Source organism: Streptomyces sp. NPDC053426 (assembly GCF_055585405.1).
In genome coordinates, this window is sequence record NZ_JBVJKE010000013.1 from 42,743 (window position 1) to 56,604 (window position 13,862).

The 13,862-nt window shown below is 74.0% G+C and carries 15 protein-coding genes; 12 read left to right on the forward strand and 3 right to left on the reverse strand.

The annotated features are described in order from the left end of the window. The first annotated feature begins 5 nt into the window (after positions 1-5). Genes ACZ62B_RS25445 through ACZ62B_RS25455 form a run of 3 tightly spaced genes read left to right on the forward strand, consistent with a single transcriptional unit; the run spans position 6 to position 3,090 of the window. The gene (locus ACZ62B_RS25445) at positions 6-1,379 is read left to right on the forward strand and encodes an aldehyde dehydrogenase family protein (RefSeq protein WP_468720329.1); all 1,374 of its coding nucleotides are present in this window, start codon (positions 6-8) and stop codon (positions 1,377-1,379) included. Between the two features lie 6 nt (positions 1,380-1,385). Further along, positions 1,386-2,168, forward strand: coding sequence for a 3-oxoacyl-ACP reductase (locus ACZ62B_RS25450; RefSeq protein ID WP_468720331.1), 783 nt, complete (start codon positions 1,386-1,388; stop codon positions 2,166-2,168). A gap of 28 nt (positions 2,169-2,196) precedes the next feature. Further along, positions 2,197-3,090 (forward strand): DUF2510 domain-containing protein, encoded by an 894-nt coding sequence (locus ACZ62B_RS25455; protein ID WP_468887963.1) that lies wholly within the window; start codon positions 2,197-2,199, stop codon positions 3,088-3,090. Between the two features lie 4 nt (positions 3,091-3,094). Here the strand turns inward: ACZ62B_RS25455 and ACZ62B_RS25460 are convergent, their stop codons facing one another. After that, positions 3,095-4,297 (reverse strand): amino acid deaminase/aldolase, encoded by a 1,203-nt coding sequence (locus ACZ62B_RS25460; RefSeq protein WP_468720333.1) that lies wholly within the window; start codon positions 4,295-4,297, stop codon positions 3,095-3,097. A 944-nt stretch (positions 4,298-5,241) separates the two neighbouring features. On the opposite strand from ACZ62B_RS25460, the gene ACZ62B_RS25465 reads away from it, so the two are divergent. After that, complete coding sequence (locus ACZ62B_RS25465; protein WP_469692197.1) at positions 5,242-6,288, forward strand: hypothetical protein; 1,047 nt, start codon at positions 5,242-5,244, stop codon at positions 6,286-6,288. Then, positions 6,285-7,469 (forward strand): type VII secretion-associated serine protease mycosin, encoded by a 1,185-nt coding sequence (mycP, locus tag ACZ62B_RS25470; RefSeq protein WP_468885575.1) that lies wholly within the window; start codon positions 6,285-6,287, stop codon positions 7,467-7,469. Before ACZ62B_RS25465 ends, mycP begins: the two co-directional genes overlap by 4 nt. Here mycP and ACZ62B_RS25475 read toward each other — a convergent pair. Next, on the reverse strand, positions 7,454-8,332 hold the full coding sequence (locus ACZ62B_RS25475) for a serine hydrolase (RefSeq protein WP_469692302.1): 879 nt from the start codon (positions 8,330-8,332) through the stop codon (positions 7,454-7,456). The two genes, mycP and ACZ62B_RS25475, sit on opposite strands and share 16 nt — an antisense overlap. On the opposite strand from ACZ62B_RS25475, the gene ACZ62B_RS25480 reads away from it, so the two are divergent. Beyond that, on the forward strand, positions 8,235-8,498 hold the full coding sequence (locus ACZ62B_RS25480) for a hypothetical protein (protein WP_468887966.1): 264 nt from the start codon (positions 8,235-8,237) through the stop codon (positions 8,496-8,498). The genes ACZ62B_RS25475 and ACZ62B_RS25480 overlap by 98 nt on opposite strands. Before the next feature lie 68 nt (positions 8,499-8,566). Further along, positions 8,567-9,346 (forward strand): SseB family protein, encoded by a 780-nt coding sequence (locus tag ACZ62B_RS25485; protein ID WP_344560541.1) that lies wholly within the window; start codon positions 8,567-8,569, stop codon positions 9,344-9,346. Between the two features lie 4 nt (positions 9,347-9,350). Here ACZ62B_RS25485 and ACZ62B_RS25490 read toward each other — a convergent pair whose 3' ends face one another. Beyond that, positions 9,351-9,728, reverse strand: a complete 378-nt coding sequence (locus ACZ62B_RS25490; protein WP_385058675.1) for a DUF1844 domain-containing protein — start codon at positions 9,726-9,728, stop codon at positions 9,351-9,353. A gap of 395 nt (positions 9,729-10,123) precedes the next feature. Between ACZ62B_RS25490 and infC the strand changes: the two genes are divergently transcribed. The 5 genes from infC (at position 10,124) to ACZ62B_RS25515 (ending at position 13,860) form a co-directional block, all read left to right on the forward strand. Beyond that, complete coding sequence (infC, locus tag ACZ62B_RS25495) at positions 10,124-10,765, forward strand: translation initiation factor IF-3 (protein ID WP_073933682.1); 642 nt, start codon at positions 10,124-10,126, stop codon at positions 10,763-10,765. 110 nt (positions 10,766-10,875) lie between these two features. After that, positions 10,876-11,070: a 50S ribosomal protein L35 gene (gene rpmI / locus ACZ62B_RS25500; protein WP_004933563.1), complete on the forward strand. Its 195-nt coding sequence runs from the start codon at positions 10,876-10,878 to the stop codon at positions 11,068-11,070. 97 nt (positions 11,071-11,167) lie between these two features. After that, entirely contained in the window at positions 11,168-11,551 is a 384-nt protein-coding gene (rplT, locus tag ACZ62B_RS25505; protein WP_004933571.1) for a 50S ribosomal protein L20, read from the forward strand. A gap of 231 nt (positions 11,552-11,782) precedes the next feature. Then, positions 11,783-12,631 (forward strand): TrmH family RNA methyltransferase, encoded by an 849-nt coding sequence (locus ACZ62B_RS25510; protein ID WP_344560543.1) that lies wholly within the window; start codon positions 11,783-11,785, stop codon positions 12,629-12,631. 92 nt (positions 12,632-12,723) lie between these two features. Continuing rightward, a complete protein-coding gene (locus ACZ62B_RS25515) occupies positions 12,724-13,860 on the forward strand; it encodes a sensor histidine kinase (protein ID WP_344560544.1) in 1,137 nt (378 codons plus the stop codon). Positions 13,861-13,862 lie beyond the last annotated feature (2 nt).

Below are 13,862 nucleotides of genomic sequence, written 5' to 3' on the forward strand. Positions count from 1 at the left end.
CCTCCTTGTCCGACCAGCCCCATGAGCTCCAGGTCCACAACCCCGCGACCGAGGAGGTGATCGCCACCGTCCCGGCCGCCGGCCCCGCCGACGTCGACGCCGCCGTCGTACGCGCCGCCCGCGCGCAGACCGCGTGGGCCGCCCTCGCGCCCGGTGACCGGGCCCGGCTGCTGCGCCGGTTCGCCGCCACGGTCGACGGGCACATCGAGGAACTGGCCCGCCTGGAGGTCCGCGAGGCCGGCCACACCCTCGGCAACGCCCGCTGGGAGGCGGGCAACGTCCGCGACCTGCTCGACTACGCGGCCGGGGGAGTGGAGCGCCTCACCGGCCGCCAGATCCCGGTCCCGGGCGGGGTGAACGTCACCTTCCTCGAACCGCTCGGCGTCGTCGGCGTCATCGCCCCCTGGAACTTCCCCATGCCCATCGCGGCCTGGGGCACCGCACCCGCCCTCGCCGCCGGCAACGCGGTGCTCCTCAAACCCGCCGAGACCACCCCCCTCACCGCTCTCCGCCTCGCCGGACTCGCCCTGGAGGCGGGCCTGCCCGAGGGCCTGTTCCAGGTGCTCCCCGGACACGGTCCCGTCGCCGGGAACGCCCTCGTCGAGCACCCCGGCGTCGCCAAGATCGTGTTCACCGGGTCGACCGCCGTGGGCAAGCGGGTGTGGGCCAAGGGCGCGGACCGCCTCAAGCGCGTCACCCTCGAACTCGGCGGCAAGAGCCCCAACATCGTCTTCGCCGACGCCGACCTGGAGGCCGCCGCGGCCGCCGCCCCCATGTCCTTCCTCGACAACGCCGGCCAGGACTGCTGCGCCCGCACCCGCATCCTCGTCGAGCGTTCCGCGCACGACCGGTTCCTGGAGCTGCTCGCCCCGGCGATCGAGGCGGTCCGGGTGGGCGACCCGGCCGACGAGAACGTGGACATGGGCCCGCTGATCTCCGCCGGCCAGCTCGCCCGCGTCCGCTCCTACGTCACCGACGACCTCGACGGCATCCGCGGCAAGGCCCCCGAGGGGCCCGGCCACTGGTTCCCGCCCACCGTCCTCACCGGCGTCGGCCCGCGGTCCCGCGTCGCCGTCGAGGAGGTGTTCGGCCCCGTCGCCGTCGTCCTCCCCTTCGACGACGAGGCCGACGCCGTACGCCTGGCCAACGCCACCGACTACGGCCTCTCGGGCTCGGTCTGGACCCGGGACGTCGGCCGCGCCCTGCGCGTCTCCCGGGCGGTCCGCGCCGGAAACCTCTCCGTCAACTCCCACTCCAGCGTCCGCTACTGGACCCCCTTCGGCGGGTTCAAGCAGTCCGGCGTCGGCCGCGAGCTCGGCCCCGACGCGCTGACCGCCTTCACCGAAACCAAGAACGTCTTCATCAGCACGGAGGCCTGAGGGCACATGAGCGAAGAGAACATCTGCCGCCGACTGGCCGGCCGCACCGCCGTCGTCACCGGAGCCGGCAGCGGCATCGGCCTCGCCACCGCCCGCCGGCTCGCCTCCGAGGGCGCGCACGTCGTCTGCGGCGACGTGGACGAGGCACGCGGCAAGGCCGCGGCCGAGGAGACCGGCGGCACCTTCGTGAACGTCGACGTCACCGACCCCGAGCAGGTCGAGGCGCTGTTCAGGACCGCGTACGACACCTACGGCAGCGTCGACGTCGCCTTCAACAACGCCGGGATCTCCCCGCCCGACGACGACTCCATCCTGGAGACGGGGCTGGACGCCTGGAAGCGCGTCCAGGAGGTCAACCTGACCTCCGTCTACCTGTGCTGCAAGGCCGCCATCCCCTACATGCGGCGCCAGGGCAAGGGCTCCATCATCAACACCGCGTCCTTCGTGGCCCGGATGGGCGCGGCGACCTCGCAGATCTCGTACACCGCCTCCAAGGGCGGAGTCCTCGCCATGTCCCGGGAACTCGGCGTGCAGTTCGCCCGCGAGGGCATTCGCGTCAACGCCCTGTGCCCCGGCCCGGTCAACACCCCGCTCCTGCGGGAACTGTTCGCCAAGGACCCCGAGCGCGCCGCCCGCCGTCTGGTGCACATCCCGCTCGGCCGGTTCGCCGAGGCCGAGGAGATCGCCGCCGCCGTCGCCTTCCTGGCCAGCGACGACTCCTCCTTCGTCAACGCCACCGACTTCCTGGTGGACGGCGGGATCTCGGGGGCGTACGTCACACCGCTGTAGCGCTCGTCGTTACAGTGCCCGGATGAGCATGACGCCCCCGCCCGGCTGGTACCGCGACCCGCACGCCCCGCACCTGGAACGCTGGTGGGACGGCACGGCCTGGACCGAGCACCGGCGCACGCCCGGGGCTCCCGCCGTGCCGCCGGCCCCGCCCACCGGCGGCACCGGCCGCACGAAGGCGGTCGCGCTCACCACCGCCGGGGCCGTGCTGGTCGCGGCGGTCGTCACCGGCGCGGTGCTCCTCGGCGGGGACGACGGCGACCCGGAGACGCGCACCGGTCCGACGGCCACCACGTCCGTCCCCGGGCCCCCGTCGCCGTCACCGTCCGGGTCCGAGTCGCCCGCCGGTGACCCGGACGTCGTCGAGGACCAGCTCAACGGGATCACCTTCCCGCTCCTCGACGGCTGGGTCCGGCCCGAGAACGTGCCCCAGGACGACGTCGTCATGACCACCGACGGCACCTACGACTGCCCCGGCGACGGCACCGTCTGCCGGCACGGCCTCGTCATCTCCCGCACCGTCACCGGGAACGACGAGACCTCACCCGAGGCGCTCGCCAAGGAGGACATCTCCGACGCGGCCGACGCGGCCTTCGACAAGGACACCCTCGGCCAACGCCCCTACGGCGGCCTGGAGTCCCACGAGCTCGTGAAGTCCGGCCCGGTCGCGGTGGCGGGCCGCGCCGGGTACCTCGTGCGCTGGCGCGTCACCACCGCCAAGGGGCCCGGCGGCTACGTGCAGTCACTGGTGTTCCCCTCCAGCGTCGGCACCGGCTCCCCGGTCCTCGTCCGCTACGTCTTCGACGCCGGGGAGGACGGCCCGCCCCCGGCCGACATGGACCGCATCACCGAGGGCATCCGCTCGGTCGACGACACGGCCTCCGGCGGCGGCGTCGGCAGCAGCATCGGCCCGGCGGACTGAGCCGCTACAGGAACGTGTGGCCCTCGCCCCGGTACGTCGGCACGGTCGCCGTCACCGCGTCGCCCTCCACCAGGTGCAGCGCGTCGAACCGTTCGCACAGCTCGCCCGCCTTGGCGTGCCGGAACCACACCTTGTCGCCGATCAGCAGATCGTCGGCGGGCGAGCCCAGCAGCGGCGTCTGCACCTCGCCGGCCCCCTCCTGCGGGTCGTACTTCAGCCCTTCCGGCAGATACGGCACCGGCAGCCGGTCCGCACCGGCCGCGCCCGACGCCGGATAGCCCCCGCCCAGCACCGTCACCACGCCGACACCGGGCCGCCGTACCACGGGCAGGGCGAACAGGGCCGCCGGACGCCCGCTGAACGACGTGTAGTTGTCGAACAGACGCGGCACGTACAGCCCCGAACCGGCCGCGATCTCGGTGACCGCGTCCTCCGCGGCGGTGTGCTGCACACTGCCCGTGCCGCCGCCGTTGACGAACTCCAGATCCGGTACGACCTCCCGCACCGCCCGCACCACCGCGGCCCGCCGCTCGGCGAGTTCACGGCGCGCGGCGGCCTGCATCAGCCGCACCGCCCGCGACCGCAGCGGCCGCCCGGCCACCGCGTCGCCGACACCGGCCACATGACCCTCGTACGCCATGATCCCGACGAGCTCGAAGCCGGGCCGCCGGGCCACCGCGCGCGCGAACCCGGCGACCCGGTCGGGGGAGTGCAGCGGGGAACGCCGGGCGCCGATCCGCACCCGCCCGCCGAACAGCTTCAGGGACGTGTCCAACTCCAGGCACACACGCACCACTTCGTCGCCGCCCGCGCGGGAGGCGTCGATCAGGTCGAGCTGCGCCGGATCGTCGACCATGACCGTGACGGCGGCGGCGAGCTTGGGATCGGCGGCGAGCTCCGCGTAGCGGGCGCGGTCGGCGGAGGGGTAGGCCAGCAGGACGTCGTCGAAACCGGAGCGGGCCAGCCACAGGGACTCGGCGAGCGTGAACGACATGACGCCCGCGAAACCGTCCCGGGCCAGGACCCGTTCGAGCAGCGCGCGGCAGCGTACGGACTTGCTCGCGACCCGGACCGGCTTCCCGCCGGCCCTGCGGACCAGATCGTCCGCGTTGGCGTCGAAGGCCTCCAGGTCCACGATCGCGAAGGGGGCGTCGAGGTGGGCGGTGGCCCGGTCGTAACGGGCCCGGTCGGCGGCGCGCGCAGTCATGAGCGCAGCCTGCCAGACGGGATTACCGCACGGTAGGGGATGTTCCGGGCAGATGCCGCGGCCGTGCGGACTGGTTCCCGTCCGACGCGGACCACGCCGTAGAGTGACGCGCACGCACGACGGCGGAGCGGCGCCGGACGGAGGTCCGGGCCGGGATGACGCGTCGTCCGTGCGGGTATCTCTACCCGGGACGAGTCCGTGCCGGGCGGGCACGACGAAACGGGGGGTGCATGAGCACGGAAGCGCGCCGCGCCTCCCACCCCCCACGCCCCACCGTCCCCCCACGCCCCGCGCACCCGCCGAGGCCGCCGGAGCCCGCCACGGACGAGCGGGAGGGCCAGGAGCACCCGGCCCGCCCGGAGGCCGGTGCCCCCCGGGACCACACCTCCGGCGGCTCCGGCCTCTTCACCCCCCGCGAACCGGCCCGCACGGACACCGACGGCCCCCGTGGGGAGACCTCGCACGGCGCGGGCGCGTTCGACCCCACGCGTCCGCCGACGGGCCGTCCCGCCGGTACGGACGCCGGTGACGCGAGCGCGCCCCGTGGGCGCACCGCGGGTGGTTCCGGTGGGTTCGGGGCTCGTGAGTCGGCGGGTCCGTCGGCGGGGGTTTCCGCCGGTGCGGACGCCGGTGGTGCGGGTGTGCCTCGTGGGCGCACCGTGGGTGGTTCCGGTGGGTTCGGGTCCCGTGAACCCGCGCGTTCGTCGGCGGGGGATGCCGGGCCGCCGCGTTCTCCGGGCCTCGGGGACGGCGTGCCCGCCGGTACGGACCCCGTCGCGCCCCCGCCTCCGCGTGCTTCCGCCCGCTTCCCCGACACACCGCCGACCGCAGGCCAGAGGGCCGGCTCACCCTCCGTACCGCCGCAGCCCACCCGCCGGCCCACCGCGGGTGGCACGGCCACGCCTCCCGAAACCCCCTCGGAGACCACCACCCGCCTGCGCGTCGTGCCGGAGGCACGGCCGGGCTCCGGCGGCGCGGACCGTGCCGGAGCGGGCTCGGCGTACGCGCCGGCCCGCCCCGCGTGGCGGCCCGGCGCCGGCGAGGCGGCCCCGGACGCGCGGCCGGGCACCGGTCGAGAGCGCCGCCCCGGGACGGACCCGGAGGGCGCTCCCGATCCCGCGCTCTCCTGGAGCGCCCCCATGGCGCCGGGCGGTACGCCCGGAGCGGGGCGGCCCGTGGTGTCGTTCGGGGAGCCCGAGGGGTACGACGAGGGCGCGCGGCCCCGGCCGCTCGGGCGGCGGGGGCGGTCACAGGCCGTCGCGGCCGCCGCCTGTCTCGTCCTCGGGACGGGACTCATCGGCGGTGCCGTCACCGGAAGCTGGCTCGCCGGGGACTCCGACGGGCCGGGCGCCCGAAGCGGCTTCGCCGCGGCCCGGGACATGTGGCACGACGTCCCGGTCGACCAGCTGTTCCCGCCCACCCTTCAGGGCAAGGGCGCGGGCCCCGGCGGCGCCGACCGGACCTGGACCCGTATCGCCGTGGCCCCCGACAGCGGCTGCGAGGACGCCTTCGACGCCCTGCTCCGCAAGGTCCTCGCCCCCGTCGGCTGCGAGCGCCTGCTGCGCGCCACCTACACCGACGCCACCCAGAGCCACGTCACCACCGTCGGCCTGCTCTTCACCAAGGCCGACGCCGCCGCCATGACCTCCCTCGCCCGCCGCTTCGACACCGAACGCCTGGACCGCCGTGCCGACCTGATGCCCCTGCCGTACGCCGCGAAGGGCACCGCAGCCGCGGACTTCGGCGCCGAACAGCGCGCCACCTGGACGGTCTCCGTCCTCACGGACGCCCCCGTCGTCGTCTACGCCGTCTCCGGCTGGGCCGACGGCCGCACCGTCGACACCCCGCAACCCGCCGAGGACGCCATGGAGTCCGGAGCCACCACCGCCCCCGCTCAGTCAGGCCTCGGCCACGAGGCCCAGGGCCTCGCCGACCGCGTCGAACGCGGCCTGCGCAAGAAGGCCGGCACCGTCACGGAGCAGCCGTCATGAGGCCCGTCACCGGCCGGCGCCCCGCCGCGGCGGCACTCGGCGGCCTCCTCGCCACCGCCCTCGTGCTCGTCCCCGCCACCACCGCGCACGCCGACGGCATCCGCGCCCGGCAGTGGTCCCTGGAGGCCATGCACACCGAGGAGGCGTGGCGGACCACGAAGGGCGCGGGCGTCACCGTCGCCGTCCTGGACACCGGCGTCGAGGCCGACCACCCCGACCTCGACGGCAACGTCCTCGCCGGCAAGGACCTCGTCGGCTTCGGCGCGAGCGAGGGCGACCGCGCCTGGGCCCGCCACGGCACCGCCATGGCCGGCATCATCGCCGGCCACGGGCACGGCCCAGGCAACGCCGACGGCGTCATGGGCATCGCGCCCGAGGCGAAGATCCTCCCCGTCCGCGTGATCCTGGAGGACGGCGACGACTCCCGCGCCAAGGCCCGCAAGACCCGCGGCAACGCCCTCGCCGAGGGCATCCGCTGGGCCGCCGACAACGGCGCCGACGTCATCAACCTCTCCCTCGGCGACGACTCCGCCTCCGCGCACCCCGAACCCGGCGAGGACCAGGCCATCCAGTACGCCCTGCGCAAGGGCGTGACCGTCGTCGCCTCCGCCGGGAACGGCGGCGAGAAGGGCGACCACGTCTCCTACCCGGCCGCCTACCCGGGCGTCATCGCCGCCACCGCCGTCGACCGCTACGGCACCCGCGCCCCGTTCTCCACCCGCCGCTGGTACGCCACGGTCAGCGCCCCCGGCGTCGACGTGATCATCGCCGACCCCGACCACAAGTACTACGAGGGCTGGGGCACCAGCGCCGCCGCCGCGTTCGTCTCCGGCGCCGTCGCCCTGGTCAAGGCGGCCCACCCGGACCTGGCCCCGGCCCAGATCAAGCGGCTCCTGGAGGACACCGCCCGCAACGCCCCCGCCGACGGCCGCGACGACTCCCGCGGCTTCGGCTTCATCGACCCGGCCGCCGCGATCGAGGCCGCGTCCCGGCTCGAGCCGGAGGGCCTGAAGTCGGCGGCGTACGGCGACAAGTACTTCGGCCCCGGCCCGGACACCGCCGGCTCCGACGACGACACCGCCGACTGGGCGGCCCCCCTGGCGGGCGGCGCGGGCGGTGTGCTGCTGGTCGCCGCGGTGGTCCTGTGGCGCGGCCGCCGCGCCCGCTACGACGAGGGCTGAGCCCCGGCCGCGTCACCCGCGGTGTCATCGGTGCCCTCGGTGAACACGGACACCGCCGCCCGCGCCGCGGCCTCGACCAGCGCGATCCCCTCCTCCTGGGTCGCGCTGCCCCGCGACAGCACCGCCACCAGACAGCCGTGGCCGCCCGCCGTCACCCACCCGATGCTGTTGATCACCCACAGCCCGGTGGTGCTCCGCCGCAGCCAGCCGTTCTTCAACGCCCATTGCGCACCGTCGGCCGCCGCGGACACCCCCCACCGCTGCCCCACGGCGATCCGCTCCATCAGCTCCCGCACATACGCCCGTGAGGCGTCGTCCAGTCGTGAGCCCTCCGCGTCGAACACCTGCCGCAGCAGCGTGATCTGGTCGGCGGCCGTGGTCTGCGTCAGCCCCCACAGCGGGCCGTCCCCGCCCGTCGTCCCCGTCAGCCCGAACCGCTCGTTCGCGGCGTCGAGCCCGTCCGCCGCCCCGATCGCCCGCCACAGCGCCGACGTGGAGTCGTTGTCACTGTTCTCGATCATGGCGGCGGCGTACGTCCTCTCCTCGGCGGTCAGCGTCCGCCCCGCGTCCTGCGCCCGGAGCAGCAGCGCCGCCAGGACGTCGACCTTGACGATGCTCGCCGTGTCGAAGGCGCCCCCTCCGTACGAGGCGCTCTCCCCGGAGTCCGGATCGAGCACCGCCACCGACACCTCGGCGCCGTCCGCCACGCCCACCGGCTCCATGGCCGCCGCCAGCGACGCGTCCCGGTCCACCGCCGCTTCCGTCATGCTCTCCACCACCGCTTCCTCCCCTTCGGTCGCCCGCGAGGCCGACGAGGATACGGTTCCCGCCGCCCGCGGGTGCGCCCACGAGGTCATGTACATCGCCCCCGCCGCCGTACCGCACCCGACGGCGGCCAGGGCGAGGGCGAGGGAGAGCAGGGCACGGCGCCGGGACCGGCGGGCACGACGGCGCCGCCGCGGTCTGCTGGAGGAGTCCATGGCCGCGATGGTCGAGGCGGTGGCTGTGCGGACCGTCGGACGGAGCTGAGAGCCGGCTCAGATCTCGGTGAGAGGCCGGTGAGGAACACCGTCCACCCCCCGATAGGGTCGGTGACCGTGGCGAACAAGAACATTCCCGACTCCCCGTTCCGCGACGACGACGGCACCGCCGACCCCCGGCTGAGCGCCGCGCTCGCCGCCTGGGCCGAGGACGGCAACGCCGTCGGCCCCGTCCTGGAGGCGCTCAAGGGCGCCCGGCTGCTCGTCCCGGTCGTGGCCATCCTCGGCGAGGTCGAGGAGGACGATGAGGAGGGGTGCGAAGCTCCTTGGAAGGGTGGTGGCGGGCGACGGGAGGGCGGGCTGCGCCGCGAGAAGACCAGCGACATGGCCGTACCGACCCTGAAGGCCGGCGGGCGCACCGCCCTGCCCGCCTTCACGTCCACCGAGTCGCTCGCCCGCTGGGACCCGGCGGCCCGCCCCGTCGCCGTACCGCTGCACCAGGCCCTGCAGGCCGCCGCGCACGAGAAGGCGGACACGGTGATCCTGGACATGTCGGGCCCGGTGCCCTTCGAACTGACCGGCCCCGCGCTGCTCGCCCTCGCCGAGGGCCGCACCAGCACCGCCCCGCTCGCCGACCCGGCCGTCGTCGAGGCCGTACGGGCCGCCGTCGCCGCGGAGCCCGCCGTGCTGCGCGCCCACCTCGGGCCGGGCCAGGCCGACGGCACCCTCGCCCTCGTCCTCGACCCCGCCGCGCCCGCCGCCGAGGCCGCCCGCGCCGTGGCCCGGCGGCTGGCCGCCGACGAGACACTGAGGGCCCGCCTGGTGCGCGGCCTCGACCTGGCAGTCCTGCCGGCCGGGACCACACCTCCGGGCGAGCCCCTGTACGTACGTCCCTGACTGCCTAGCCGTAGAGCGGTCCGGTGTACTTCTCACCCGGGCCCTGGCCGGTCTCGTCCGGGACCAGGGAGGCCTCGCGGAACGCGAGCTGGAGCGACTTCAGACCGTCGCGCAGCGGCGCCGCGTGGAACGAGCTGATCTCCGTCGCGGAGGCGTCCAGCAGACCGGCCAGCGCGTGCACCAGCTTGCGGGCCTCGTCCAGGTCCTTGAACTTGTCGCCCTCCTCGGTCAGACCGAGCTTCACGGCGGCGGCGCTCATCAGGTTGACGGCGACCGTCACGATCACCTCGACCGCCGGGACCTCCGCGATGTCGCGGGCCATGGCGTCGAAGTCGGGGTTGCCGGGGGTCTCGGGGGTGTCCGAGGGGGAGGTGTCACTCATGCCCCACACGATAGGCGCAGCGGGGCGCCCCCCTGACGCCAGGAGGCGGGAGACGGCCGGTTGGTGCACCTCACCGGGAGCTGCTAACCTTGTGTAACGACCGGTCGGACCCGTATGCCTCACGGCCCGCGAGCCCGGCCCACAAGTGGAGGCTTCGAACTCCCACCTGGCCGCCCTCAGGGCGGCGGGTCACCGGTCAGGCGGTCCCGTCCCCGAGGCGGCGGTCCGCCCGAAAGCGCGCCCCGCGGTCCCCGTGGCGGTGCTCCGGTAGTTCGAGGAGCCCCGCCTGTGATCGTCCGGGGCATTTTTTCTGCTTCGGCGCGGTTAGGTCTTACGCATACAGACGTTACGCGGCTGTCCGCCAGACCGTCGCGTGGTGCTACCGAGGAGGATCCATCAGCGCCGAGCCCCGCATCAACGACCGGATTCGCGTTCCCGAGGTGCGACTTGTCGGTCCCAGCGGCGAGCAGGTCGGGATTGTCCCGCTTGCCAAGGCCCTGGAGCTTGCGCAGGAGTACGACCTCGATCTCGTCGAGGTCGCGGCGAACGCCCGTCCGCCCGTGTGCAAGCTCATGGACTACGGGAAGTTCAAGTACGAGTCGGCCATGAAGGCCCGTGAGGCGCGCAAGAACCAGGCGCACACGGTCATCAAGGAGATGAAGCTCCGGCCGAAGATCGACCCGCACGACTATGACACCAAGAAGGGTCACGTCGTCCGGTTCCTCAAGCAGGGCGACAAGGTCAAGATCACGATCATGTTCCGTGGTCGCGAGCAGTCCCGGCCGGAGCTCGGCTACCGACTGCTGCAGCGTCTCGCGGAGGACGTCCAGGACCTCGGTTTCGTGGAGTCGAACCCGAAGCAGGACGGCCGCAACATGATCATGGTTCTCGGTCCGCACAAGAAGAAGACCGAGGCGATGGCCGAGGCCCGCCAGGCGCAGGAAGCCCGCAAGGCGGAGGCGAAGGCCAACCCCGGCAAGTCGCAGAACGCCGCGGACGCCGAGGCCCAGCCGGCCGAGGAGCCTGCCGAGGCGTGACTCCCGGGGGCGCGAGCCCCAGGAAGCAACCGAAACAAGTACGACGCTCCACCGTGCCCGGTTCTCATGACCGGGCATCGGAGCGCCACCGACGAGGAGAGAACGGCGCTATGCCGAAGAACAAGTCGCACAGCGGTGCCAGCAAGCGCTTCAAGGTCACCGGCTCCGGCAAGGTGCTCCGTGAGCGCGCCGGCAAGCGCCACCTGCTCGAGCACAAGTCGTCCCGCGTGACGCGTCGCCTCACCGGCAACGCCGAGATGGCCCCGGGCGACGCCGCGAAGATCAAGAAGCTTCTCGGCAAGTGACGTACGGGCGCCGCTGAGCGCCGTACGGCAGGACCGGGACCCAATCGATACCGGGTCGTGTGAGGACAACCACGGCCCCGCTACAAGGAGTTAACAAGTGGCACGCGTCAAGCGGGCAGTCAACGCCCACAAGAAGCGCCGGGCGATCCTCGAGCAGGCCTCCGGCTACCGCGGTCAGCGCTCGCGCCTGTACCGCAAGGCCAAGGAGCAGGTCACCCACTCGCTGGTCTACAACTACAACGACCGCAAGAAGCGCAAGGGTGACTTCCGCCAGCTGTGGATCCAGCGCATCAACGCCGCTGCCCGCGCCAACGGCATCACGTACAACCGCTTCATCCAGGGCCTGAAGGCCGCGAACGTCGAGGTCGACCGCAAGATCCTCGCGGAGCTGGCCGTCAACGACGCGACCGCCTTCGCGGCGCTGGTCGAGGTCGCGCAGAAGGCGCTGCCGGCGGACGTGAACGCGCCCAAGGCCGCGTGACGCTGCGCCGGCTTTGAGCCGACGTGACTGCAGGACCCGCAGGCTTGAAGCTTGCGGGTCCTGCTGTTGCGCGGTGGCGCGGCGAACCGTGCGACTGCGGGTGCGTCGGGGCTGGTCGCGCAGTTCCCCGCGCCCCTGGGTGCTCGCAGCCCCGTCGGCTGCGCAGTCCCGTCGCTGCGCGCACTCACCCGGAAACGTGCTGTGCGTCGAGATCTCCCGAAGGTGAAGAAGATGGTCCCCGTCAGCCCCGAGCTGATCTCCCCCCGTTCCCACCGCGTCGCCGCCGCCCGGCGGCTCGGTAGGCGGAACTTCCGGGGGAAGGAGCGGCTGTTCCTCGCCGAGGGGCCGCAGGCCGTGCGGGAGGCCGCCGCCCACGGGGACACGCTCGTCGAGCTGTTCGCCACCGTCGAGGCCGCCGAGCGGTACGCCGACATCATCGGGGCGGCCCGCGACGCGGGCGCGCGGATCCACCTCGCCTCCGAGGACGTCATCGCCGACATCTCCACCACCGTCACCCCCCAGGGGCTCGTCGGGGTGTGCCGGTTCCTGGACACGCCGTTCCAGGAGATCCTCGCCGCCCGGCCGAAGCTCGTCGCCGTCCTCGCGCACGTGCGCGACCCCGGGAACGCCGGCACCGTGCTGCGCTGCGCCGACGCCGCCGGAGCCGAGGCCGTCGTCCTCACCGACGCCTCCGTCGACCTGTACAACCCCAAGGCCGTACGCGCCTCCGTCGGCTCCCTGTTCCACCTGCCCGTCGCCGTCGGCGTCCCCGTCGAACAGGCCGTGAGCGGACTGCGGGACGCGGGCGTGCGGCTGCTCGCCGCCGACGGCGCCGGGGACCGGGACCTCGACGACGAGCTCGACAAGGGCACCATGGGCGGGCCCACCGCCTGGGTCTTCGGCAACGAGGCCTGGGGCCTGCCCGAGGAGACCCGCGCCCTCACCGACGCCGTCGTCCGCGTCCCCATCCACGGAAAGGCGGAGAGCCTGAACCTCGCCACCGCCGCCGCCGTATGTCTCTACGCGTCGGCACGTGCACAGCGCGCCGCCGGAGGGTGCCGCTCCGTCACCGGGAACTAGTAGGGTGACCAGCTCGGGGACCCTCCCCCAGGCTCTCGGCAGGGCTCGAGCACGGGGCGCCCCGAGGACGTTCCGAGAGGTGGGGTACGGGGATGAGCGTCGGCACGAGCAGCGCACCGGGCGCACGGCGGGCGGCGCGCCCGCCCGCGCCCCGGCCCGGTGATCTCGCCGAACTCGGCATCGACCCCGACCAGCTGCCCGACGGACTCGTCGTCGCCGACGAGCACGGGCGGGTGATCTGCTTCAACGCGGCGGCCGCCCGCATCACGGCCGTCCCCGCCGAGCAGGCCCTCGGACAGCCACTGGAGACCGCCCTGCCGTTAGAGGACCTGGAGGGCCGCCGCTGGTGGCAGCTCACCGACCCCTACGGCGGCCTCGCCATCCGCGTCCGCCAGCCCGAACGCAACCTGCTGCTCCCCGGCGGCCGGGAAGTCCTCGTCTCCGCCCGCTACGTCCGCGCCGAACCCACCGGCCCCGTCCGCCGCGTCGTCGTCACCCTGCGCGACACCGAGGCCCGGCGCCGCACCGAGCGCAGCCACGCCGAGCTGATCGCCACCGTCGCCCACGAACTGCGCTCCCCGCTCACCTCCGTCAAGGGCTTCACCGCCACCCTGCTCGCCAAGTGGGAACGGTTCACCGACGACCAGAAACGGCTGATGCTGGAGACCGTCGACGCCGACGCCGACCGGGTCACCCGGCTCATCGCCGAGCTGCTCGACATATCCCGCATCGACTCCGGACGCCTGGAGGTGCGCCGCCAGCCCGTCGACATCGGGGCCGCCGTCGGACGGCACATCCAGGCCTACGTCGCCGCCGGACAACAGGCCGACCGCTTCCTGCTCCGCGTGCAGCACCCGCTGCCCGACCTGTGGGCCGACCCCGACAAGGTCGACCAGGTGCTCAGCAACCTGCTGGAAAATGCGGTGCGGCACGGCGAGGGAACCGTCACGATTGACATCACGCCCTCGGCGTCCCCCCGCGAACGGGAGGACACCGGCACGTCGGTCACGGTGAGCGACGAGGGGCCCGGCATTCCGGAGGAGTCCATGAACCGCGTCTTCACCCGCTTCTGGCGGGGCAGCAAGCGCGGCGGGACGGGCCTCGGGCTGTACATCGTCAAGGGCATCGTCGAGGCCCACGGCGGCACCATCACGGTCGGACGCGCCCCCGGCGGCGGCGCACAGTTCCGATTTACGTTGCCCGTGGCGGCACCGGCGTATCTCACCTGAGA

Coding starts and splice junctions, on each gene's coding strand:
- rpmI (WP_004933563.1), top strand. CDS start 10,876: ATGCCGAAGAACAAGTCGCACAGCGGTGCCAGCAAGCGCTTCAAGGTC.
- ACZ62B_RS25455 (WP_468887963.1), top strand. CDS start 2,197: ATGACGCCCCCGCCCGGCTGGTACCGCGACCCGCACGCCCCGCACCTG.
- ACZ62B_RS25460 (WP_468720333.1), bottom strand. CDS start 4,297: ATGACTGCGCGCGCCGCCGACCGGGCCCGTTACGACCGGGCCACCGCC.
- ACZ62B_RS25480 (WP_468887966.1), top strand. CDS start 8,235: ATGCTCTCCACCACCGCTTCCTCCCCTTCGGTCGCCCGCGAGGCCGAC.
- ACZ62B_RS25475 (WP_469692302.1), bottom strand. CDS start 8,332: ATGTACATGACCTCGTGGGCGCACCCGCGGGCGGCGGGAACCGTATCC.
- mycP (WP_468885575.1), top strand. CDS start 6,285: ATGAGGCCCGTCACCGGCCGGCGCCCCGCCGCGGCGGCACTCGGCGGC.
- ACZ62B_RS25510 (WP_344560543.1), top strand. CDS start 11,783: ATGGTCCCCGTCAGCCCCGAGCTGATCTCCCCCCGTTCCCACCGCGTC.
- ACZ62B_RS25490 (WP_385058675.1), bottom strand. CDS start 9,728: ATGAGTGACACCTCCCCCTCGGACACCCCCGAGACCCCCGGCAACCCC.
- ACZ62B_RS25515 (WP_344560544.1), top strand. CDS start 12,724: ATGAGCGTCGGCACGAGCAGCGCACCGGGCGCACGGCGGGCGGCGCGC.
- ACZ62B_RS25450 (WP_468720331.1), top strand. CDS start 1,386: ATGAGCGAAGAGAACATCTGCCGCCGACTGGCCGGCCGCACCGCCGTC.